We start from the raw sequence: 22,795 nt of genomic DNA on the forward strand, positions 1-22,795 counted from the left end.
TATAATTTGCAACCATATTTGCTCTTTGTAAAGCATAAGTTTTTTCTTAAAAAGTTAATTTTAAGCCCTTTAAAAATACCAGACAATTCTTTTGTACAATTAATCCATTGAATTATGAAAAAAATCATTTTCCTGGCAGTAATCGTATTTTTAATCACTACGGCCTGCAAAAAAGAAACTGCTTTAGATAAAACAAATACGGCAGATAACTCTGTTTCACCAGATTCTGTAACAGCCATTGCAAAAGAAGCATGGATTTACGGTTATCCTGTTTTTTACAATTATAAAATGATTTATGCTACTGCCCTCAATAAACAATCCGGAGAATTTGTTGGTTTTAATAAATTCAAAAACATTGCCATGAGTGCTACACCATCTGACACATTGGTTGTTACGATAAATAATGATACCCCTTATTCGATGGCGTCATTAAATGTTTCTGATGAGCCAGTTGTAATTGAGCTTCCAAAAGTTGAGGAAAACAGATATTATGTTATGCAGTTTGTAGATCTTTATACCTTTAATTTTGAATATCTTGGGTCGCGCGTGTCAGGAAATAATCCGGGAAAATATCTTATCGCTGGTCCTGACTGGAAAGGTGAAACTCCAAAAGGCATTAATAAAGTATTAAAATCTGAAACCAACTTAATTTTTCTTGTCGGCCGTACACAGCTTCATTCTCCAGAGGATGTGTCAAATCTAAAAAAAATACAAGAGCAGTATAAATTAATGCCGCTTCATGAATATACAAAACAGCCGGTCCCACAGGTTAAAAAGTATGATTTACCGCTTCCTGTCTGGAAAGAAGATGATTACAGTACACCTGAGTTTATCAATGTTTTAAACGCATTATTACAATATGCAAACGTAGACAGCAGTGAAACGAAACTTCGGGAACGTTTTGCTAAAATTGGGATTGTTCCGGGCAAACGTTTTGACAGTTCAAAATATTCACCTGAGACTATAAAAGCTATCGAAAAAGGAATTATCGAAGCCAAAAAAGAACTAGAATCCGGAGTTACTAATCTTAGAGATTTCGGAAATCTGTTTGGTACAAGAAAAGCTCTTGAAAACAATTATATGAACCGTGCCATTGCCGCTGCAGCCGGAATTTACGGAAACACGAAAGAAGAAGCTGTTTATACAGGAAGCGCTGTTGATAAAGATAACCAGCCTTTAGCCGGAAATAAAAATTATATTTTAAAATTCAGTAAAAACCAGCTTCCTGAGGCTAAATATTTTTGGAGCATAACCATGTATAATCTTCCTAAACGCTTATTGGTTCGAAATCCAATTTCGAGATATTCGATAGGCAACAAATCAAAAGGCTTAAAATATGAGTCAAACGGAGATTTAATTATTTACCTGCAGGCTTCTTCACCGGGAAAAGATAAAGAGAGCAACTGGCTTCCGACTCCTAAAAATGAAAACTTTAATTTTGTTATTCGAATTTACGGTCCAAATGAAAAAGTAATAAATGGCTCATGGAAAATGCCATTGCCGGAAATTGTCAAATAATATATGTGCATAAAAAAGCCTGAAATATTTAAAATTTCAGGCTTTTTACTTTTTTAAAAGCTCTTATTTAATCACTTTATCATAAGGAATATACTGATCCCATTCCCATGGTGTGTATTTATCCTGAATTCCTGTTTCTAACAGGTATTTAATTATTTTTCCTGTGCTGTAGCTGTTTGACATTATAAGCATTCCAATTCCTTTATCCGGAAATACAATACTATAATTCTGAAATCCTGAACCCTGCCCTTCTTTAAATGCTCCCGGTCCGTAAGGCGATTTTACCAGTCCCCAGCCTAAACCGTATGAAAGTTCAAGATTGTCATACCAATTGCCGTCTTCTAACGCGCCGGGTCCAAATTGGTTTTTAGAATGAATACGAATCTGCGGACTAAACAATTCTTTGTATGATTTTGAACTCAGTATTTTTTTATTCAGTATTGCAGATAAAAATTTACTGTAATCTTCAATTGTTGTTTCCAGTGTTCCTGCTCCTCTTGGTGCGTTGTCTTTGTCTTTTTCCTGTTTTTTTCCTTCTTCATCGTATCCGTATGCATAATCTTTCTCAAATTTTTCCTGCCATTTGTAACTGGAAGCTGTCATTCCCAAAGGTTTAAACACTCTTTCCTGAGCAAGTTCTTCTAAAGGTTTTCCGGTTATTTTTTCTAAAACTACCTGAAGATATGTCAATCCTTCTCCTGAATAACTGTAACGGCTTCCCGGTTCAAACTTAATGCGTAATTTTTCGTCAGATTCAAACCAGCGCCAGTTTGGGAGTCCGGTTGTGTGATCCAGACACATTCTGGCCGTAATTTTAGTGTATTCGGGATAATCCTTTAATTCTTTAAAATCTTCGTGCCATACTTTCGGCTCATACTCGTAAATTGGTTTGGTAAGATAACTTTGCAAAGGTTTGTCTAAACTAATTACACCTTCGTCTACCAGTTTCATTACTACAACAGCAAATACCGCTTTACTCAAAGAAGCTCCGTATAGATTGGTATGCAGATCTAATTTTTTATTATTTTCGACATCGCTAAAGCCGAAAGTATTCATATAAACCGGTTTTTTAGAATTGAAAACCGTAATGGCAAGTCCTTTTACATCGGCTTTGTTCATAAGATTTTTAATGGCCGATGTTAAGCTGTCCTGAGAAATAGTGCTTCCGTCAAGCCTTTTAATCAAAGCTGCATTTTGTGAGTGAACACCAAAAATGCCTGCAAAAAAAATAAGTAAGAAAAAGTGTTTCATATTCAGTTTTATTATATTGCTGTTTACTATTTACTGTGCGTAACCTTATAATTTCTTTATAAAACTTTTCAAACAGCAATTTACATAAAACAGCTTGATAATAAGTCAAATAAAAAAACTAAGAATCTTAAAATCAATTTAAATCCCATTTTAATTATTATATTTCAATCCAAAAAATCATACAAATATATTTTCCATACAACCTTAAGACAATACTTATAAATAACCATTTTTGATGAAAAACATAAAAAATGATCTGAATAAAAAGTTACTGCATCAGAATAATTCTGCCGATTTAAAAAATATCACGCAATTAAAAATCTGCCAGAAAACTGCACAAAATTTTGCCGAATTAGAAAACGGGATTGCTGTTTTAAGTGATCTATATCATAATAAAAGTTATGTGTATTCTGGGAAAATTGCAGATGAACTAAACATTTTCAAAAAAAATCAAATGCAGGAATTAGAAAGCATTTGGGAAGAAGAACTTTTTGATAAATTGAATAATGAAGATGTTCTGCAAAAATATCTTCTGGAACTTCAGTTTTTTCAGTTCATTAAAACAGTTCCAATTCATGAAAGAAGGGATTTTTGCGTGATAAGCAGATTAAGATTCAAAGACAATACAGCCAATAAATCTTTACTGCACAAGATGTTTTATTTCTCGAATGAACATGAAGATATCGAACTGGCTTTATGCCTTTATAATTTCGATTTTTCTCAGGCTTTTCATTACGAAGGGAAGATTATAAATACGGCAAACGGAAAGGTTATGCAGCAAAATGAAGCCGGAAATTTTTCTTTTCTTTCTTCAAGAGAAAAGGAGATCCTAAAAATGCTGCAAAAGGGTAAACAGAGTAAAGAGATTGCGTCTCTGCTCTTTATCAGTAAAAATACCGTCAGCCGGCACAGACAGAATATTCTCGAAAAAATGAAAGTAAACAATACGGCAGAAGCCTGTACACTTGCTGTAAAACTGAAGTGGATATAGTTTTTTTTGAGGTACTGAGGTGCTAAGCTACTAAGGTACTAAGATGCTGAGATGCTAAGGTGCTAAGTGCTGGATTTTATAATAAAAAAGCCCGAACGTTGTTCGGGCTTTTTTATTTCTTAATCTTAAATCCTATTAGAATTTATACGTTACGCTTCCCATAAAAGTACGAGGCGCCTGAACGTTGATTGTTGTATAACCGTTAAAGTACAATTCGTCTGTAAGGTTGTTTACTTTTAATGAAACTCTGTATTTAGGCTGATCGTAGTACAAAGCAGCGTTAATTACAGCGTAAGATGGAAGTTCGAAAGTTTCAGTTCCGCTGTTGTAAATATACGTAGCGTCTCCGTAGTTACCTCCAAATCCTAAACCTAAACCTTTAAATGCAGCATTTTGTAAATTATAGCTGATCCAGTAGTTAATTAAGTTTTCTGGTCCTGCAGTTACAGGTCTTAATCCATTTAATTTAGAATCGTTGTTTGAATACCCCACAAGAAGGTTTAATCCTGGAATTGGGTTTGCTGTAACTTCTAATTCAAAACCTTTACTGTATTGAGTTCCGTTTTGTACACTTGCGTTTGGTAAACTTGGATCTGCAGTTACAATATCTTTTACTTTAATATCGTAGTAGCTAAGTGTAGCGCTCACTTTGTTTTGGAAAGCATTTACTTTAATACCTCCTTCAAACTGGTTTGCTCTTTCCGGATCAAATTTTTGCAATTGAAGATTTCCTCCAACATTTGCATTAGCATATCCTACGTTAGTAAAACTATTTTGGTAGTTACCAAAAACAGAAACCTGGTCTTTTATTACTTGGTACACTACACCAAATTTTGGAGAAAATGCATTTTGTGAAAAATCACCTGCTTTTTGACCTGTAGTATCATCTGTAGTTCCTTGGTTTTCATAGTGATCAAAACGCACCGCTGCTGAAACAATTAAACTTTCTGTAATGTTGATAGCATCTGCAACATAAGCACTATAGGTTGAAAGTGCGCTGTTTGTTTTATAATCTGATCCGTTTACAAATTGAGCATTTACAGCCGTTGGATTAAAGTTATTATAAGTTGGTGCAGCTCCTGTATAACTTATTTTATCAAAATCTTCACCTGGAAGAAGTCTGTATCCTAATCTGCTTGTTGAATGGAATAAATCACCACCAACTAAGAAACGGTTTCTCATGCTTCCGAAAAGTAAGAAGTCACCATTAAAGTTCTGCTGGAATTCAATTGCATTGTCTTTTCCGTTAGCATTCCATGCATTTCTAGATAAACTTTCGTTTGGTAAAAGGTAGAACCAAGTTTGTGGTCCAGAAGCTCTGTTAGATGTACTGCTGAATACAGACTGAGAAGTCCACTCATCAGAAATTTTATAATTTGCCTGAGCAAAAACGTTGAATGTTTTTGTATTGGTTATGAATTCGTCTCCCCAAAATGATCTTTTGAAATCCATTTTAAGATCTTTTGCATTGTTAAATCCTATGTCAGCAATTGATACTCCAAACGGAAGATAGATTAAAGGCATACCTGAATTATTTTGGTCACCAATTTCGGCATCAAGAGATAAAGTCAATTTATCGTTTACTTTATAAGAGAATGATGGCGCCACAAAGAAACTTCTTGAAGATCCGTAATCCTGAAAAGTATTCGTATTGTTATAAGAAGTATTTAATCTAAATAATGCTGTATTGTCATCGTTTAATGGTGTATTGATGTCAGCAGAAACACGGTTAAATCCGTAGCTTCCTGCCTGATAAGCAATCTCTCCTCCAAAAGTTTCATACGGTTTTTTAGTTACACGGTTAATTAAACCTCCGTAAGAAGAAAGTACGTTTCCAAATAATGTAGCAGAAGGTCCTTTGATAACCTCAATTCTTTCAAGGTTTGCAGCATCAGAATTACTGTTTACTTTTCCTGCAATACCATTTCTTACTAAACTTTGAGTAGTAAATCCACGTAATGAGTACCAAGAACCTCCATCACCTGCACGGTTAGTCGCTCCCCATAATTGGTATAAACCCGGAACGTTTTTCAACGCTTCGTCTTGGTTGGTTACCAATTGGTCTTTCATTAACTCTTTAGTAACTACGTTGTAAACTTGTGAGTTTTCAAGGTTTTTAACCTGCATTCTCGATACGTATTCACTTTCTGATTTTGTGTATTTGTTTGCATTTCCTTTTACAAATACTTCAGTAAGGTTTTCTGATGTAGTAATTAATGTAAAATTTTCTATAATTTCATTCGCAGAACTAACGGTAATGCTTTTTTCTTTTGATGAAAATCCTACTGCCGAAACTCTTATAGTATAAGTTCCCGGTTTAACATTTTTTATTTCGTAATTTCCCTGCGCATCAGTTGTAGTTCCAACACGTGTTCCTTTTAGAGTTACTGAAACGTTATCTGCAGCTTCATTTGTTGATAATGAAATCATACCTTTAATGGTAGCCGTTTGTGCGGATGATGCTACACTTGTAAGCAGCATTAAGCAGAAACTTAACAGCGGAAATAATATTTTTACCTTCATTTTTATTTAGATTTATTTTGAATAAGGCAAATTTATATGTTGTGTTAAACTCTTCCAAATTATTTTTATTTATTCCAGATAATAATCTTTTTGTTTGCATTTATAGTTGAATTATTATTTTTTTAAGTCAAAAAAATCAATAATTCTTTTTTTTAACAAAATTTCCTATGTTAGCATAACAAAAAAAAGATATCAGTAAAAGTAGTTTCTGACATCTTTTTTATTATTTTATCTTCAATTGCCTGTAGTTAAGGATTTCTATCTCTTTAGTGGTAATAAAACAATATTTGGTTTAGGCGCTTGTTTCATGTCTTTTCCCATGTAAAAACTGGTATGTGGCGGCTGGTTATAACCAACATTCTGCCAGGCAACACTTAATCGATATTGAGGATCGTGCATTAAAGTGTACTGTTTTACATTTGTTGGAATTATCGTAGAATAAATCCTAAGTTCTTTATTATCTTCAGATCTTAAAATTAATTCTTCCCGCCAATCTCCCAGAATATCTGCCGAAAGTGCCGGAGTCGATTTAGTTCCGTTATTAGAAACTGCTCCTTCTGCTGTAAACAATCTTCCTGAATTGTATTTGTCAATATAGTTAGAATTTAAAAGTTCTCTAGAAGTATCGCCGTCCCAATAAATTAAAAAATTAGTCGAACTTGGTGCTTTACCAATGTTATTTCCTTTCATATCATGCAGATACGGCGAGCCAGACCACCAGCACTGCGCACCTTTTCGGGTCGCATCAATATTATCTGCAACGCCCCGGCCTACATCTTCATTAAGAGAACCTGTAAACAATACTTTTCCGTCTTTGGCCGAAAATAGAGTGACACCAGGTCCCGTTGTACCATTTTCGATTTCATGAATGCCAAAAACTTCCAGACCCGGAATATCCAGATCAAGATCAGAAACATGAATCGCGTCTCCGTGCCTGAAACCCGTTGTATACAAACCTTGACCGTTGTCGTCAACACACATCGATCCATAGATTATTTCATCTTTTCCATCATTGTCAACATCGGTAACCGTAAGATTATGATTTCCCATTCCCGAATAGGGATTTTCAGCATCTTTACTGTCGAAAACCCACTTCGAAGTCAGTTTTCTATTTTTAAAATCCCAAGCAGCCAAAACTGTTCTGCCATAATAACCACGGCACATTACAACACTGGGATGAACGCCGTCGAGATACGCAATACAGGCAAGAAAACGATCCATTCGGTTTCCTTTTGTATCATTTCCTCCGCTTCCTCCTCTTCCGCCCCAGCCTGCTAAATCGCCTCGCTGCGGCATATAATCTACAGTAGTAATCAATTTTCCGGTTCTTCCGTCAAAAACAGAAAGATATTCCGGGCCTTTTAAAATCTTGCCATACGTTTTAGAATCAGGGTCGCGGTCAACCCAGTCTTTTGAAGCGTCTCCAGCCACATTTCCTTCACTGTCTGTTGTTCCGTCGGCAGTTTTACAGACCAGTTCAGCAAAACCGTCACCGTCTAAATCATACACCATAAACTGCGTATAATGTGCGCCTTCGCGAATGTTTTTTCCAAGATTGATCTGCCATAAAAACGTTCCGTCTAAAGTATACGCCTGAAATATAGGCGGATCTGTAATTCCGGTTTGAGAATTATCATGTCCTTTGCCGGTCATGTGAACTATTAATTCATATTTTCCATCACCATTTAAATCGCCAACAGAAACATCATTTGCTGTATAGCCTTCGATTTCTTTTAATTTAATAGATAAATATTGCTTATCTGAGGCATTCGCCGGAATTGTAGAACTTCCTGAAGCTGCAGCTTCTTTTCCTTTTAAAACCGTTTTTACAAACCAGGTATTTTCTTCTTTGGCATTGGCTTTGGCATCAATAAAATTAGCTGCGCCTGTAATGGGTTTTTCATTTAATAAAACCGCTTTTTGAGTACCGCTTTTTCGATACAGATTAAAAGCCAGATCATCAGGATCGATTCCTAAAACCCTCCAGCTGATAAAAAACTGTCCTTTGTCTTTTATGGCGATGATACCCCGGTCTAAGTTTTCCATTTGTCTTTGGCTCAAAGCTTTCAAACTCACAAAAAGCAATAAAAAGAGAATATATTTTTTCATAGAATTTATATTGAATTGTGGTTAGTTGTTTCACGGAGATTTTTATTAATCTCGCAAAGTCGCGAAGACGCAAAGATTTTTTTTAAATAAAAGCTTTACGACCCCAAAAAAACTTAGTCCCTTAGCATCTTAGAACCTTAGAACCTCTAAAAAACTAAAACATCTTCTTAAACCCTTCGCTTTTAACTTTCCATGTTCCATCTTTTGGAAAACCCGGATTTTCTCCTTCAGATCCGTCCCAGCCGGCGCACATCATGGCAACTGCCGTCAGAATTCCGCCGTTACCCGGAAGATAAAGCGTTAATCGTTCTGCCTGATAATTATGTCCGTTTTTTAAATACGTATTTGTCGTTACTTTCATAAAAAGGGCATCAACTGCTTTGTCTGGCATATTCAATCGTGCTGCCGACATCGCTGTCATTGGGAAATCCCATCCCCAGGTTTTATCCCACGACCACGTTTTCCAAACCAGATCAAAAGTGTTTTTCATGATTTTTTTATCCAAAAGAGACGTTTCAGGAAGCATTCCAAACGTTCCTAAAACCGATGGATGATCTGTTTTAAATTCAGGATTCGTATAGGAATCTGCCGCGCTTTCTGTTGCCAGATACACATTATCAGCAACCGGAAGTTTTGATAATTTGGCCAAAACCGTTTCCCATTTTTCGGGTACTTTTTGGTTTAGTTTTTTCTTCCATTCGATTGCTGTTTTCAAAGCCCAGTTCCAATATGCTAATTCATACGTTGGATTAAAAGTTTCCATCGCTTTAAAACGTTCCTGAGCCGGAATTACGCCCGGACCTAAAACATAACGATCTGTTTTAGAATCATAATTGGCAAACGAAGCCATAAAATCGGCCGTTGCAAAAACACGTTCGCTGTATAAATTTAAGGTTGAATTTGTTGGTTTCGCTCTGTACATTAATTCAGCATACGTAATAAAATGCGGTTGCTGCCAAATTAAAAATGAACCTACAGACGATGGACTTTCGTTTCCGTCTGCATCAACCATTTTCTGCCATCTTGCACCTTCAAAACCTTGTCTTTTGGCAATATTTTTAGCTTTATCAAATACTTTTTGATACCACGGAAGACTTTTTTCTAATAATTCAGGACGGTTCCAAAGCGCAAAATGAACACCGTGCCACCAGTGCATTTCTAAATGCGGTTTTCCATACCAGCTGTTATACGTTAAACCTGTTTCCTGAGGCGGTACTTTTCCCGTACATTGCAGTTTAGTAAGATATTGTGATAAAATAATTCTGCGTTCCAGTTCATTTGCGCGAGGATCTGTACTACCCGAAAAATCAACCGATGCACCGCTGTTCCAAAATTTTCCCCAGCCTTTTATACTGCTGTTTTGAATGTCTGCAAAAGAAGAATTTTTAACCGATTTTTTCTCTGCCAAAGCAAAAAGAGCACTCAATTCTAATGTATTGGTGTTCGAAGCTTCAACAACAAAATAATGATCTGATATTTGTTTAATCTGCGCATTTCCTTTCCAGTTCAAATGAACGTTGTATGAAATACTATCCATAACGTGAGTCACAACCGCTTCTGTTTTTGATTTTTCAGTCAGAGTGCTTTTATAATCCTGTTTTCCTTCCCATTTTGTTCCCATATCAGCCCAGTCTCCTGTTGGAAACGGAATTCGAAGACTTATTTTTAAACGTTTCTGCTGTAATAAATCCGATTTTACTTTTACCCCAATTTCATCTTTTTCCTGATGTGAAGCAGTTAAAACTGTAACCGGGGTTCCTTCAATTTCAAAATAACTTTCTATTTCTCCTGTCCAGACATTTAGCTTTTGTGAAATCGCTTTTACATCCGAAGGTTTTACCAGACTTCCATCTTTCTTTGTAATTTCAAAACCTAAATTCCCAAGCTGCAATAAATGCGGATTCTGTCTGAACCAGTTTACAGCTTCTACTTTTCTTTTGGGTTCTTTAATCTGAACGGTATACGAAATGTCTCTACCGTATTGTTTGTAATCTCTTAAGGTTTCAGAAAACTTATAATTATTCGTGTTTTTATAACTGTCCCAGCCCCACTCCGACTGCGTTCCAAGCGGAATCCCGTTTTGATATTCTTTCGGAAAAGTCTGCAGTCCGGTTGCATCAACCGTAAAAGCAAAAGCGCCGTTCCCTACCGTTAAAGAAGCCAGAGTATCAATAGCCGAAATTTGAACATTGTGCCTTGTTACCAAAGCCTTTCGATCTATTTTCTGTGCAAAAAGCGAAACCGAAAATAAGAATACGGTTATGAGTTGATAGTTTTTCATGTGGTTATTTTGTTTGATAGTTTTTTGAAGTTTCAGGTTTCAGGTTTCAGGTTTCAGGTTTCAGGTTTCAGGTTTCAGGTTGGCTTCGACTACGCTCAGCCTGACAATTAATTTTTTAAAGATTCTTGTTCTTTACTACTTTGTCCCTTTGTTACTTTGTCACTTTGCCCCTTTGCCCCTTTGCCCCTTTGCTACTTTGTCCCTTTACCTACAATTATCTAATTAAAGTCACACTCATTAAACCAATCACAACATCATTTGCAATAGTTTTCAGAGTCAGGTTTTTCAATGTTTTATTTTTATCCAAAGGCAGTTCTAAAATCGTTCCTGCTCCGCCATCAACACCGTAATTACTAAATCCTTTTATGGTTTTGAAATTCTTAAAATCTCTCGAGATTTCTCCTGTTTTAAAATAAACCCTCGGCGGTTTTGGAGCATCGGTTGTAAAAGCAAGTCCGTCTGTAAAATAATCCTGCTCTATCGGCCACCAGTTTTCCGGATTTTTTAAGGGGAGAATTTCAGAAGTTCCGTCTGTATATTCTACTTTTATTTCTCCGTTTACAATTCGGCTCTGCATAGGATTTGTAGTTCCGGCCAGCATAAAATATGCACGCGAAGCTTTTCCGTTTAACGGCACATTGATACTTTCCGGGAAATTATCCCACATAGAAGTAAAGATTATATTTTTCTGATTTTGATCAGAAGGTGTTTGAAACGGGATTCGGTTTGGAGTTACAATCTGCCCTGTTTGTTTTGCTTTTTCACGCAGCCCTTTATCATCAATCTGGACCGAAACATTGGGATAACACCAGTTTCCAATTCCTTGTTTTGGTAATTGTAAGGTTACCGTATTAGGTCTTGGCGACAAATATTCGTAATTAAAAATATCGGTAACTTTTGAATTGAAAAACGGAACAAGAGAAATCGTCTCTAATTGTGCGGATTTATCCAAAGGTTTATCCCAGTCTGTAACTGTTTCATTTGATTGTTTTTCTGCTTTTGCATTGAAATGAATTGGCAGCCACCAAGAGAATTCTCCTTGTTTTACTTCTATAAAAAAGACTTTACTGCCTGCTGAATTCACTTTCGTTTTAAGCGAATATTCTGTTTTCGAAACAGCACTCAAAACCTGCTGCGGATCATAAACAGAAATGATTTTGGCTTTTGAAGTATTGATTTCTAAAGCTTCATTAAAAGCATAATTTTCTTTTGATACGATTTCTTCTAAAGAATCTCCTTTCCATATAATCTGAATATCATAATTGGAACTATACGGAACCTCAATACTGATTTTTGGTTTTCCGATGTTCTCTGAAACGGCTTTCCATAATACTGATTTTCCGTTCACCAAAATGCTTTCAACAGTTTCAAAATTGGCATTCAAAAACAATTTTAAATTCATTTTGGCCAAAAACTGATTCTTTATTATATAAGTATCTTTTTTATTTTCTCTTTTAAAATCAATTGAAATATCCGGAATTTCTAGTGAAGCTTGATTCCATTTTTCTGGAAAACCGGGTTTTATAGTTAAAACTTCATTTAAAGCATCGGGCTGAATCCCGAAAAGTCCTTCTACTAAAGTTCGTGAAGCCATGCCAATTGGGTCAGCAAAATCGCGGTACAATTCGCCTCGCATCGCATCCTGAAACAAAAGCTGTTCGAAACCGCCCGGCGAAGCGCCCAAATACATACTTTCGATCAAAGCACTTTCCCACATTGTATAGGCTTTTTCAGATTGTCCGCCCTGCCAGAACGCCAGCGAAGTATGCAATTGCTCTGCCAGCGCCACATTATTGGTCGACCACGTATAAGGCTGCCAATTGGTGGTGCTGATAACGTACAAGTCTTTTTTGTCTAATCCTTCCGCACTAATCGGAATATGCGGAATCTGATTGTTCACATAATCGAGCATTTGATAACTCTCAAACGGATTCGACAATTCTGAATCGATCGTATGATAAATACTCCAGACTCCCGGTGAATCGTGCAGTATTCTATTTCCTAAAGCATCTTTGTATTCAGCAAAAATGCCTTTTTTCGGAATCCAAAGCTGGTTGTTTGCTGCTTTTAAAATTTTGTCTGCTTCTTTTTCAAAAGCAACGGCATCAATGTTTAATTTTTTTGCCAGTTCTGCCGCCATTTTATTCGCATAATAATTATAAGCTGAGGAATGAATTACACCGCCGCCGCTGTATTGCAAAGCATCGCTTGCCCAGATTGAAGCATAAGCATCATAAAGTCCGTCATTATCCGGATCAAAATTTCGTTTTTCCCATTTTAAATGTCGTTCAATTGTCGGCCACATTTCTTTTAAGAAAGCCGTATCGCCAGTCCATTTAAAATGGCGGAACATCTGATCGAAAAAAACCAGATTCATATCATAATGATGCGGCACATTGTTCTTATTCGGACTTCGGCTGATGTAACCGCTGCTGAACATAGATGTTCCTATTTCTTCTTTTTGTCGAGCCAGATTTTTTTCTTCATCAAAAACAACAGGACCGCTTTCAGGCGAGGTTACCTGCGAATTGCTGTAACTTGTAAAATGCGTTTTGGCTCTGTCGTGCCAGCCCAATGGATCTGCCGTATAAGCGCCCCGCCATGCATTTAAATACATTCGCCACGCAATAGCTCCGTGAAGATACGCCGGACTTTCCCAAATTCCGTCAGAAGCAATAGCAAGTGCAGAACCCAGCGTGTTAATATAAGTATCAGGCGTTTTCACCTTTATTCTATTGGCTAAAAGATGTGTTTCTGTAACCGATTTTTCATAAAGTTGGGCAATCGTTTTTTGTGTGTAATTGACTTTTGAAACTTCAGGAACAAACAGCCAGTAATTGGCTTTTTCTGAAACTGAATTTATTTTTCCGCTTATTAAAGGCAGTGTTTCAGCCTTAGATTTAAAAAGTTCCAAAGGTTTATTCTGAATATTGGCATCAGCTAAACGAATTTCTGAATTGGGAAAGAAACCGCTCAGACTTTTATTATTTCCTGTTTTTTGTTTGTTGCTTTCAGAACCATAATCCAAAAGGAAAGATTCTTTTTTGAGCGTATATTTATTATTGAGGCAGTAATTGGGCTGTAAATAAAAAACCGATTCCGGATCTGCGCCAATATCGCCATCACGACTGAACTTTTTACCTGTTGCTCCGCCAAAAGCCCAGATTAAATTGATGTTTTTAGATATTTTTTGACCATACACTTTTACAATAAAACCTTCGCTTTCTTTTAATGCCACAACATCAATAAACAATTTACTGTCTTCTAAAATTGGATCTTCAATGGTATACTGCATTATTCCCAAAACATAACGTGTATCAATTTTTGCCGCTTCGGTAATCCATTTACTTTCTTTTCCGTTTGTTAAACCCAATTTAAAATTTCCTCCCATTCCGGGCATATACATGGCAAATTCCGGTAAATCTCCGGTTTCAACTCTAAATCCCGTATTCGAACCATAAAGAGCACGGTTGAATTTTCGGGTTCCATTTTTTAAAACAAAACTATTGCCTTCAGGTGCATAATGTATTTTACGAATGGGTGTTTTTTCCTGACCAAAAACAATCAGAGTTGAAGTCAGAAATAAGCCCGCTAAAGTGCAAATAGTTCGTTTTTTAATTTCCATAAAATTCAAAAAATTGACAATTATTAAAATTTGAATAATAAAATTAATCCCTGATTATTTTATCAATTCAATAATACAGATGCAATTTCTTTGTTTTTTTGTGGGATAGTATCCTGTACCTACCTGATTTTAGAAATTTAAAAAATGTATTAATTTTTAGAATAATCTAATATTTTTTAACATCATAGTACAGGATACAATATAAAAATGGATCAAGTAGATTTGAAAATACAATTTCTTTTTGAGCCTGAATTTTAAAGAAAAACAAATGCAGAAAAGAAGTTTTTAAACCACGAAATACTAACCTGTTTTAAAGCCCGACTCCACTCTATGCTTTCAAAAAAACCAATCAGAACTTTATTTTTTCTCTTACATTGTTTTTTTATTATTCCGAATATAAAAGCGCAGAAAACAGATAAAATTTACCTTTCAGGAAAAGATTTTGAGCATCCTGTTCAGTGGGACTTTTATTGTACAGATGGAAACAACAGTAAAGTATGGTCTAAAATAAATGTGCCTTCGCAATGGGAACTGGAACGTTTTGGCGAATATACATACGGGCGCTGGTACAAAGAATTAAACCAAAAAGAGCCCAGCAAAGAAGAAGGTTTATATAAATATGATTTTGAAATACCGCTTGATTATAAAAACAAAACAATTCTAATTGCTTTTGGCGGTGCGATGACAGATACAGAAGTAAAAATCAACGGGAAAACTGCCGGACCAATACATCAGGGAGGTTTTTACGAGTTTAAATACGATATTTCTTCACTTTTAAAATTTGGTTCTAAAAATACTTTGGAAGTTCATGTCTGGAAACATTCTGCCAATAAATCAGTAAATAATGCCGAAAGAAGAGCAGATTGGTGGCTTTTTGGAGGTATTTATCGTCCGGTTTGGCTCGAAGTTTCACCAAAAGCACATATCGAAAATATTGCGGTAAATCCGAAAATGGACGGCTCAATTACGGTTGATTTAAATCTGCAGCAAATTCCAAAAAATACGCTTTTACAGGTTTCACTTTCAGGTAAAAATGGAGAAAATTTCCCTGCTTTTACTTTTCCGCTTAAAGCGAAAAAAACCAAAGAAACAATAACTGCCAAATGGGAAAACATCAAACCGTGGAATCCTGAAACACCTAATTTGTACAATTTAAAACTGGTTTTAAAACAAAATGGAGCTGTACTTCATGAATATGATACGAAAATTGGTTTTAGAACTTTAGAGTTTAAAAAGAAAGACGGCATTTATGTAAACGGCACCAAAATTATTATGAAAGGTATTAATCGTCATTCGTTTTGGCCGGAAGGCGGACGAAGCACGAGTAAACGTATCAGCGAGCTGGACGTTCAATTAATTAAGGATATGAATATGAATGCTGTTCGCGGGCATTATCCGCCTGACGATCATTTTCTGCAAGTCTGTGATTCACTTGGTCTTTTTGTTTTAAATGAACTAGCGGGCTGGCAGAATTCTTATGATACCGAAACCGGAACTAAACTGGTTAAAGAAATGGTGGCTCGCGATGTCAATCATCCATCGGTAATTATTTGGGACAACGGAAATGAAGGCGGGTGGAATAATGAGGTTGATAAAGTTTTTGCTGAAAATGATCCGCAGAAAAGGATTGTCATTCATCCGTGGGCCGATTTTAACGGCTGGGACACACATCATTATCCTACTTATTTAACGGGAATGCATCGTTTCAATTCTGGTGAAAACGTGTTTTTTCCAACTGAATTTATGCACGGAACGTATGATAACGGACATGGCGCGGCGCTGGAAGATTTCTGGAATCGATATAAAGAAAGTCCGCTTTTTGCGGGAGGTTTTATGTGGGCAATGCTCGACGAAGCGGTAAAACGTTCGGACTGGAAAGGCGAACAAAAGTTTGACTCTAAAGGTTCTTTGGCGGCCGACGGAATTCTGGGCCCTCATCGTGAAAAAGAAGGCAGTTATTTTTCGGTTAAAGAAATCTGGGCGCCAATTCAGTTTCAGCCCAAACAAATTACAGATGCTTTTGACGGTTCTTTTTTGATTACCAATGATTATTTGTTCAGTAATTTAAATTCCTGTAAAATGGAATTTAGAATTTTAAAATCTGAAAATGATGTTTTGTATTCTAATAAAAAAGCTCAAGAAATAAGCCGTGGGAAAATTGAAATTCCGAGTATTGATCCGGGAGAAACCCGAAAAATAAAATTTGATGTACCGCAAAATTTCTTTGAAGGCGATATTTTATCGATTACGGCTTTTGACCAATTTAATAAAGAAATTTATACCTGGACCTGGCCTGTTCATAAAGCTGCTTTTTATGTTTCTAAATTTCTGGCGGTTCAAAATACAAAAGCAAAAGCTTCGGTAACTAAAACCGATTCTGAAATTACTTTAAAAGGAAATGATGTTACGGTAATTCTAAATACTGCGACAGGAGAAATTCAAAAAATAAGCAATAAAACGGCTGTAATTCCGCTTACGAATGGTCCTCGCCCAATTGGTATGAAAGCCAAATTAAAAGACATTCAGATTTCTCAGGAAGCTGAAAAAGCGGTTTGTATTGTAAATTATTCAGGCGGATTATCTTCTATAAAATGGATTATGGAAGCTGACGGAAGGTTTAAAATGGAGTTATTGGGTTTAAAAAATGCTTCTGGCGGAGAAGGTTTTGACGGTGCTTTTTTTGAGGATAAAATCAATGCTTTTGGTATTACGTTTCGTTTTCCTGAGCAAGAAGTTACAGGAATTAAATGGTTTGGAAGAGGTCCATACAGAGTTTGGAAAAACAGAATTAAAGGAACCACATACGGTTTTTGGGAAAAGGAATACAACAATACGATTACGGGAGAAAGTTTTGAAAACCTGATTTATCCTGAATTTAAAGGGTATCACGCGAATTTATTGGGTGCCAGTTTAAAAGCAGGAACCTCATCGTTTAAGGTTTTCAGCGAATCTGATAATTTATTTTTGAGATTGTTTACACCTGATTTACCTAAAAATGGTTTTCCTGGAAGTTCTCCCCAGCCTGATTTTCCCGAAGGCGATATTTCGTTTATGTATGAAATTCCGGCTATGAGAGATTTTAAACCTTTGGAACAGCAAGGTCCGCAAAGCCAGCCCACAAACATCCGAATTAAAAAAGGCGACGACGGAATAAAAATGGATTTGTGGTTTGATTTTAGAAACTAAATTTTGCTTTAGGTTGAAAAGACAATATTATTTAACCGCAAGGTTCGCAAAGATTTACGCAAGGTTAGCAAAGCCTTGCGTGCTTTGCGCTATTTCAACAATAGTTTTAAAAAAAACTTTGCGAACCTTGCGGTTAAATAAAATCATTCCACAACTCACAATTCACAATTGAAAAAAAAACATGAAATCACTTAAACTACTTTTCTTTTTATTTCTGGCTGTATTATTCTTCAATTTTACGCCAAAACAAGACAACAAACCCACTCTTTTTATGATTGGTGATTCTACTGTAAAAAACGGAAAAGGCAACGGCGCTGGCGGACTTTGGGGCTGGGGAGATTTTATTGGGCAGTTTTTGGATACAACCAAAATTAATGTAGAAAATCATGCTTTGGGCGGTACCAGCAGCAGAACTTTTCAGGATAAAGGTTTGTGGAATACCGTTTTAAATAAACTTAAAAAAGGTGATTATGTTTTAATTCAGTTTGGGCATAATGATGACGGAGCTATAAATGACAGCCTTCGTGCGCGAGGTACTATAAAAGGGATTGGAAATGAAACTCAGGAAATTGATAATATTCTCACCAAAAAACACGAAATAGTACACAGTTACGGCTGGTATATTCAGAAAGTAATTCGCGAAGCAAAATCAAAAGGCGCCATTCCGATCGTGTGTTCGCCAATTCCGAGAAATGACTGGAAAGATGGAAAAGTGCCCCGCAATGATACTTCATACGGTTTATGGGCGAAACAAATTGCCGAAAAAGAGAAAGTTACGTTTATCAATTTGAATGAGAAAATGGCGCTTGAAATGGAAAAATTAAGCGAAGAAAAAGTAACCGGAACTTATTTTTACAAAAAAGACCATACGCATACTTCTGCAAAAGGTGCTGTTTTGTCTGCTGCTATAATTATTGAGGAATTAAAAAACAGTAAAAATTCATTAAAAAACTACATTTTAAAAAACCCAAAAATTGTTCTGCCAGTTAAAAACAAAGTCTTTTTAATTGGTGATTCTACTATGGCCGATAATGGAAATCCGGATGCTGTGGGCTGGGGCGTTGTGTTTCCTAAATACTGTGACACTACCCGAATTGAAGTAATAAATAAAGCAAAAGGCGGACGAAGCAGCAGAACCTTTGATTATGAAGGTCTTTGGGATGAAGTCAAAAATCAGTTACAGCCGGGAAATTTTGTTCTGATTCAGTTTGGGCATAATGATGCCGGCGCAGTTGACAAGGAAAAATTCAGAGGTTCTTTAAAAGGAATTAGCGATGAAACGCAGGAAGTAATTCGTCCTGATGGTTCAAAAGAAATCGTTCATACTTTTGGATGGTACATGACGAAGTTTATTCGAGAAGCTAAAGCAAAAGGTGCGATTCCGATTGTTTTGAGTTTAACGCCAAGAAACGAATGGCCAAACGATAAAGTAGAGCGCAGAACCGATACCTATATTAAATGGTCTAAAGAAATTGCTGAGAAAGAAAATGTGTTTTATATTGACTTAAGCGAGGCTGTGGCTCAAAAATATGAGGCTTTGGGAAAAGAAAAGGTAAAAGTATTTTTCCCAAAAGATCATACACATACAGGCATTGAAGGCGCTGATTTGAATGCTTTAACCGCAGCGGAATGGATTAAGAAGAATTATGAATTGTGAATTGTGAATTGTGAATTATAAAAAAGTTAACCTAAAACCTGGAACTTTAAACCTGAAACAAAAAAGCAAAAAAAAACCTCGTCGAGGGACGAGGTTTAGTTGTATTATTTTTTTGATTCTTCGATAGAAACTTTTCTGAACTCTTTCAAAAGTTTTTCGATTTCTAAAGTAGCTTTACGTGCTCTTGGTCCTGCAGCTTTGATACCTTTTTCAGTTAAAGATTCAGCTTCTGCTTTGAATGTTTCAATTTCGGCGTTGATTTTTACTAATAGATCTTTCATGCTTATAATTATTAAATTAAGGCGCAAAAATAGAAACTTGCCTGAGAGTTACAACATATTTGCTGTTAAAATTATCATTGTTTTTTAAGTCTAAATTTAACTAAAAGTTTACGCTTCAAATTTTTGAAAATTTTCCTTTTACAATAAACTATTAATCAGACATTTACTAACAAAATTAAAATCACAACCATTACTGAAGGCTTTACATTAAGGCATAAAATATTTTTTACTAAACTTTTAAAAGTGTTAAAAAACATAAGATTTTGGCTTAAAATCCTGTATACCGAATTGAGAATGTGCGGAAAAATTACTCGATTAACTGCTTATTCACGTAGACATTCTTAAATTCAACACCTTTTATTACGCTTTTATCAATATTCGTTTTTACGGTTTCGATATTTAAATTTTCAAATGTAAAATTGGTTAAACGAACATTGGGATCATTCTCGACTCCATAAAATGTATCGCATTTTAAATCGATATTTTTCAGCGTTACATTATCTCCGTAAGACAACGGAATATCAGGACGTCCTTTTAAATCAAAAAACTGTTTCCATGCAAAAATCACCAGACCAGTTTTGGCCTGTCCTTTTATATCTTCTACTCGTATGTATTCGTATCGCTGCGGCGTATCGGGACGCATTTTAAGCCATAACATTCTCGAAGCTCCGTCTATCTTGCAGTTTCTCATAATTACATTTCGGTTATGGATCGATTCACTTCCGTTTGTTAAGGCTGAATGACAGAATCCGAAATTGCAGTCTTCTATAATAATATTCGTGTTAGGGCCGTTGTTTTTATCCTGATCGGCATAAGGGCCTTTTCCTCCTTTTAAGGCAATGGCATCGTCGTTAACGGACATATAACAGCCTTTTACCAAAAAGTTTTTGCAGATATCAATATCTATAGCATCTGTACTTGGTGCTTTAATTTCGATGTGCGGCGAAAAAATATACAAATCAAGCAGTTTTACATTATTGCATTTGTAAAAGTGATTCGTCCAGAAACCGGAATTGATCAGTTTTACATCCTGAAGCTGTGCGTTGTTGGAATTCCACACAAAAACTAATCTTGGTCTTGAAACTTCGAGATTGGTGCATTTTGGGTTTTCCTTGCGTCGTTCCCAAAAAGCTTCCCAGTATTTTTTTCCATTTCCGTTTATTGTCCCTTTTCCTGAAATCGAGAAATTATCAACATTATAGGCATTTACAAGTGCAGGAAAATAATCCAGATTCTGCCCTTCCATTCTTGATGGCATAATAGGGAAATCGGCAATATTATCTGAACCTTTTAAAACCCCTCCTTCTGATACATACAAAGCTGTTTTCGGTTTAAAGAATAAGGCGCCGCTTAAAAAAACACCTTTAGGAATCACGATTACTCCTCCTCCATTTGCCGAAGCTTTATCGATTACTTTTTGTATGGCAGTGGTCTGGATTTTAGTACTGTCTTTACTTACTCCAAAATCGGTTATGGTGTATTTTTTCCCTAAATCTTTCAGCTGAATTTTAGAATAATCTTTAAACCAATTGGAGATCGGGGTTCCGTCAGGAAATGTGTCATTAGTGTAATTCTGCGAAATTGCCGTTTGAGCAAAGGCAATAACACAGAATATGATTTTTAAGATGGTTTTCATTGGGTTAGTTGTTAGTTTTGTGGTTATTGAACTTTGTCAAAGCTTGAAACTTTGACAAAGTTTTGGATTGCTTTTATCTCATTATTTTACCTCAACTTTTACTTTTGCAGATAATTGTTTGGCAAGAGTTGCTACATAACTGGTAAAATAAGCCGAATCTTTAAAACCTTTGTCTGCGCTTAATTCCCAGCCGGCTATTGGGTAATAACTTATCTGCTGGTTATTTTTAGCAGACGTTTTTATTAAATACGAATCTGTCAGCTGTCCTTTTTTGGGCGCTTCTATATATCCTTTATAAAGATCTTTTGGAAATAGTATGGCTGTACCTAAAATCCATTGGCGTTCGTAGGTTAATTTATCATGCTGAATAAGGCATACAAAATCTCCTGAATCGATTACCTGCAGCGGATTTTGGTTGTTAATATTTGAAAGAGCAATTAAAACGGTATCATTGTCTTTTAGACCGTTTACAGAAACGGTATTTTTATAACCGTACATTCCCGGCCATATTGAAGCTGTTTCTTCTGCTTGATATTTATTTCCTGAGGCTTCCCAGTTTTCGTATTTATAATTTAAAACTGAATTTTCAGGGCCTTCGCTTACAATTTTAAAAGTTGTTTTCTCAATGTTATTTACAGTATCGTTAGCAAGAATTCCTAATCGGTGTAATTTATTGTCGCTCGTTAATAAAGCAAAACCGCCTAATCCTGACGAACTTCCTACCGGAAAAATATCCCTTCCCCAGTCGAGCATTACGTGATAATTGTCTTCAACTTCTCCTTTGCTGTTTATCCCCACATCTTCTGGTGTAATTCCGGGTGTTTTTTTCCCGAAAACGTCTTTACAGTTTCTTCCGTCGAGATAATGCCTGAAACCTACTTTATCATTTTCCCAAGTCGGTCCGTCGGTTTGGTATTTTTGGTAACCAAGTTTTTTAAGAACCTGATTTGCTAATAAAACTTCTTGTGTATCGGGGTGAACCGGCAGATTTTTCCCTTCTCTTTTCCCAAATCTGGCGCTTGTTCTTATCGTGAATTTTGGATCAGTATCTGACCAGCTCAAAACGGCTTTCTTTTCTTCTTTTGGAGCGAAATCAGTTACCAGAAACAATTCGTCCCATTTTCCGTCGCTGTCTAAATCATTTACCTGTGCCGGAATTGTATCGTTTTTATAAATTAAAATTGGATATTTTCCTGAATCATTTTGTGAAGAAAGCTGTTTTCTTTTTATAGCAATTGCTTTTTGAGGCAGTTCTAAGCTGGAAGTGTTTTTTAAGACAATTGTATTGCCCGTTTTTTTCTGCGCATTAGCGTTTGCAAAAACCAATATTGAAAATGCAATTGGGACGTAAAGTTTGATTGTACCTTTCATTATTTTATTACTTTTTTATTGAAAAACAATTTAATCATTTAATCTAAATGAAAAACCTCTTTTAGGGAGTTTGTTTTGGGTGAATTATCTGGATTTGTTTCCATTATATCTGACATGTGATTCCACCATTTTCGCATAAGCGGATGACTGGAAAGCTGTGAACGGTCAAAACCTGTGCTTAATTTTTGAACACCAAATAGAATTCCGGTTTCTTCATCCAGAAAAATAGAATAATCACATATACCGCTTTCTGACAGCAATGCTGTGAGTTCAGGCCAGATTTGATCGTGTCTGATTTTATATTCGGTTTCAAAACCTGATTTTACTTTCATCGTAAAAGCATTTCTAATTGTGTCTTCCATTTTT

The 22,795-nt window shown here is 35.9% G+C and carries 13 protein-coding genes; 4 read left to right on the forward strand and 9 right to left on the reverse strand.

All coding sequences use genetic code 11. From position 1 onward, the window contains the following. Positions 1-114 precede the first annotated feature (114 nt). Entirely contained in the window at positions 115-1,518 is a 1,404-nt protein-coding gene (locus tag PQ462_RS14600; RefSeq protein WP_274250532.1) for a DUF1254 domain-containing protein, read from the forward strand. Positions 1,519-1,581: 63 nt separating this feature from the next. Here PQ462_RS14600 and PQ462_RS14605 read toward each other — a convergent pair whose 3' ends face one another. After that, the gene (locus tag PQ462_RS14605; protein WP_274250533.1) at positions 1,582-2,769 is read right to left on the reverse strand and encodes a serine hydrolase domain-containing protein; all 1,188 of its coding nucleotides are present in this window, start codon (positions 2,767-2,769) and stop codon (positions 1,582-1,584) included. A 235-nt stretch (positions 2,770-3,004) separates the two neighbouring features. Between PQ462_RS14605 and PQ462_RS14610 the strand changes: the two genes are divergently transcribed. Continuing rightward, complete coding sequence (locus PQ462_RS14610) at positions 3,005-3,760, forward strand: response regulator transcription factor (protein WP_274250534.1); 756 nt, start codon at positions 3,005-3,007, stop codon at positions 3,758-3,760. A gap of 135 nt (positions 3,761-3,895) precedes the next feature. Here PQ462_RS14610 and PQ462_RS14615 read toward each other — a convergent pair whose 3' ends face one another. The 4 genes from PQ462_RS14615 to PQ462_RS14630 all read right to left on the reverse strand — a co-directional run bounded on the left by PQ462_RS14615 (position 3,896) and on the right by PQ462_RS14630 (position 14,298). Continuing rightward, complete coding sequence (locus tag PQ462_RS14615; protein ID WP_274250535.1) at positions 3,896-6,283, reverse strand: TonB-dependent receptor; 2,388 nt, start codon at positions 6,281-6,283, stop codon at positions 3,896-3,898. 258 nt (positions 6,284-6,541) lie between these two features. Further along, entirely contained in the window at positions 6,542-8,392 is a 1,851-nt protein-coding gene (locus PQ462_RS14620; protein WP_274250536.1) for a rhamnogalacturonan lyase, read from the reverse strand. A 154-nt stretch (positions 8,393-8,546) separates the two neighbouring features. Next, on the reverse strand, positions 8,547-10,673 hold the full coding sequence (locus PQ462_RS14625; RefSeq protein ID WP_274250537.1) for a hypothetical protein: 2,127 nt from the start codon (positions 10,671-10,673) through the stop codon (positions 8,547-8,549). A gap of 214 nt (positions 10,674-10,887) precedes the next feature. Beyond that, on the reverse strand, positions 10,888-14,298 hold the full coding sequence (locus PQ462_RS14630; protein WP_274250538.1) for a DUF4450 domain-containing protein: 3,411 nt from the start codon (positions 14,296-14,298) through the stop codon (positions 10,888-10,890). A 330-nt stretch (positions 14,299-14,628) separates the two neighbouring features. On the opposite strand from PQ462_RS14630, the gene PQ462_RS14635 reads away from it, so the two are divergent. Next, on the forward strand, positions 14,629-17,484 hold the full coding sequence (locus tag PQ462_RS14635; RefSeq protein ID WP_274250539.1) for a glycoside hydrolase family 2 protein: 2,856 nt from the start codon (positions 14,629-14,631) through the stop codon (positions 17,482-17,484). Positions 17,485-17,665: 181 nt separating this feature from the next. After that, positions 17,666-19,141, forward strand: a complete 1,476-nt coding sequence (locus PQ462_RS14640) for a rhamnogalacturonan acetylesterase (protein ID WP_274250540.1) — start codon at positions 17,666-17,668, stop codon at positions 19,139-19,141. A 104-nt stretch (positions 19,142-19,245) separates the two neighbouring features. On the opposite strand, the gene PQ462_RS14645 is transcribed toward PQ462_RS14640, so the two are convergent. From PQ462_RS14645 to rhaM, 4 genes are all read right to left on the reverse strand, one after another. Continuing rightward, on the reverse strand, positions 19,246-19,422 hold the full coding sequence (locus tag PQ462_RS14645) for a histone H1 (protein ID WP_012026201.1): 177 nt from the start codon (positions 19,420-19,422) through the stop codon (positions 19,246-19,248). A 307-nt stretch (positions 19,423-19,729) separates the two neighbouring features. Then, the gene (locus PQ462_RS14650) at positions 19,730-21,058 is read right to left on the reverse strand and encodes a rhamnogalacturonidase (protein WP_274250541.1); all 1,329 of its coding nucleotides are present in this window, start codon (positions 21,056-21,058) and stop codon (positions 19,730-19,732) included. Between the two features lie 81 nt (positions 21,059-21,139). Next, a complete protein-coding gene (locus PQ462_RS14655; RefSeq protein WP_274250542.1) occupies positions 21,140-22,429 on the reverse strand; it encodes a DUF4861 domain-containing protein in 1,290 nt (429 codons plus the stop codon). 38 nt (positions 22,430-22,467) lie between these two features. Further along, positions 22,468-22,791 (reverse strand): L-rhamnose mutarotase, encoded by a 324-nt coding sequence (gene rhaM / locus PQ462_RS14660; protein ID WP_274250543.1) that lies wholly within the window; start codon positions 22,789-22,791, stop codon positions 22,468-22,470. Between the last annotated feature and the right edge of the window lie 4 nt (positions 22,792-22,795).

Source organism: Flavobacterium sp. KACC 22758, assembly GCF_028736135.1.
Classification (GTDB): Bacteria; Bacteroidota; Bacteroidia; order Flavobacteriales; family Flavobacteriaceae; genus Flavobacterium; species Flavobacterium johnsoniae.

What these genes read in the sequence shown, in the direction of transcription:
- PQ462_RS14655 (WP_274250542.1), bottom strand. Translation starts at nt 22,429, where the DNA reads ATGAAAGGTACAATCAAACTTTACGTCCCAATTGCATTTTCAATATTG.
- rhaM (WP_274250543.1), bottom strand. Translation starts at nt 22,791, where the DNA reads ATGGAAGACACAATTAGAAATGCTTTTACGATGAAAGTAAAATCAGGT.
- PQ462_RS14635 (WP_274250539.1), top strand. Translation starts at nt 14,629, where the DNA reads ATGCTTTCAAAAAAACCAATCAGAACTTTATTTTTTCTCTTACATTGT.
- PQ462_RS14600 (WP_274250532.1), top strand. Translation starts at nt 115, where the DNA reads ATGAAAAAAATCATTTTCCTGGCAGTAATCGTATTTTTAATCACTACG.
- PQ462_RS14645 (WP_012026201.1), bottom strand. Translation starts at nt 19,422, where the DNA reads ATGAAAGATCTATTAGTAAAAATCAACGCCGAAATTGAAACATTCAAA.
- PQ462_RS14650 (WP_274250541.1), bottom strand. Translation starts at nt 21,058, where the DNA reads ATGAAAACCATCTTAAAAATCATATTCTGTGTTATTGCCTTTGCTCAA.
- PQ462_RS14615 (WP_274250535.1), bottom strand. Translation starts at nt 6,283, where the DNA reads ATGAAGGTAAAAATATTATTTCCGCTGTTAAGTTTCTGCTTAATGCTG.
- PQ462_RS14640 (WP_274250540.1), top strand. Translation starts at nt 17,666, where the DNA reads ATGAAATCACTTAAACTACTTTTCTTTTTATTTCTGGCTGTATTATTC.
- PQ462_RS14620 (WP_274250536.1), bottom strand. Translation starts at nt 8,392, where the DNA reads ATGAAAAAATATATTCTCTTTTTATTGCTTTTTGTGAGTTTGAAAGCT.
- PQ462_RS14605 (WP_274250533.1), bottom strand. Translation starts at nt 2,769, where the DNA reads ATGAAACACTTTTTCTTACTTATTTTTTTTGCAGGCATTTTTGGTGTT.
- PQ462_RS14625 (WP_274250537.1), bottom strand. Translation starts at nt 10,673, where the DNA reads ATGAAAAACTATCAACTCATAACCGTATTCTTATTTTCGGTTTCGCTT.
- PQ462_RS14630 (WP_274250538.1), bottom strand. Translation starts at nt 14,298, where the DNA reads ATGGAAATTAAAAAACGAACTATTTGCACTTTAGCGGGCTTATTTCTG.
- PQ462_RS14610 (WP_274250534.1), top strand. Translation starts at nt 3,005, where the DNA reads ATGAAAAACATAAAAAATGATCTGAATAAAAAGTTACTGCATCAGAAT.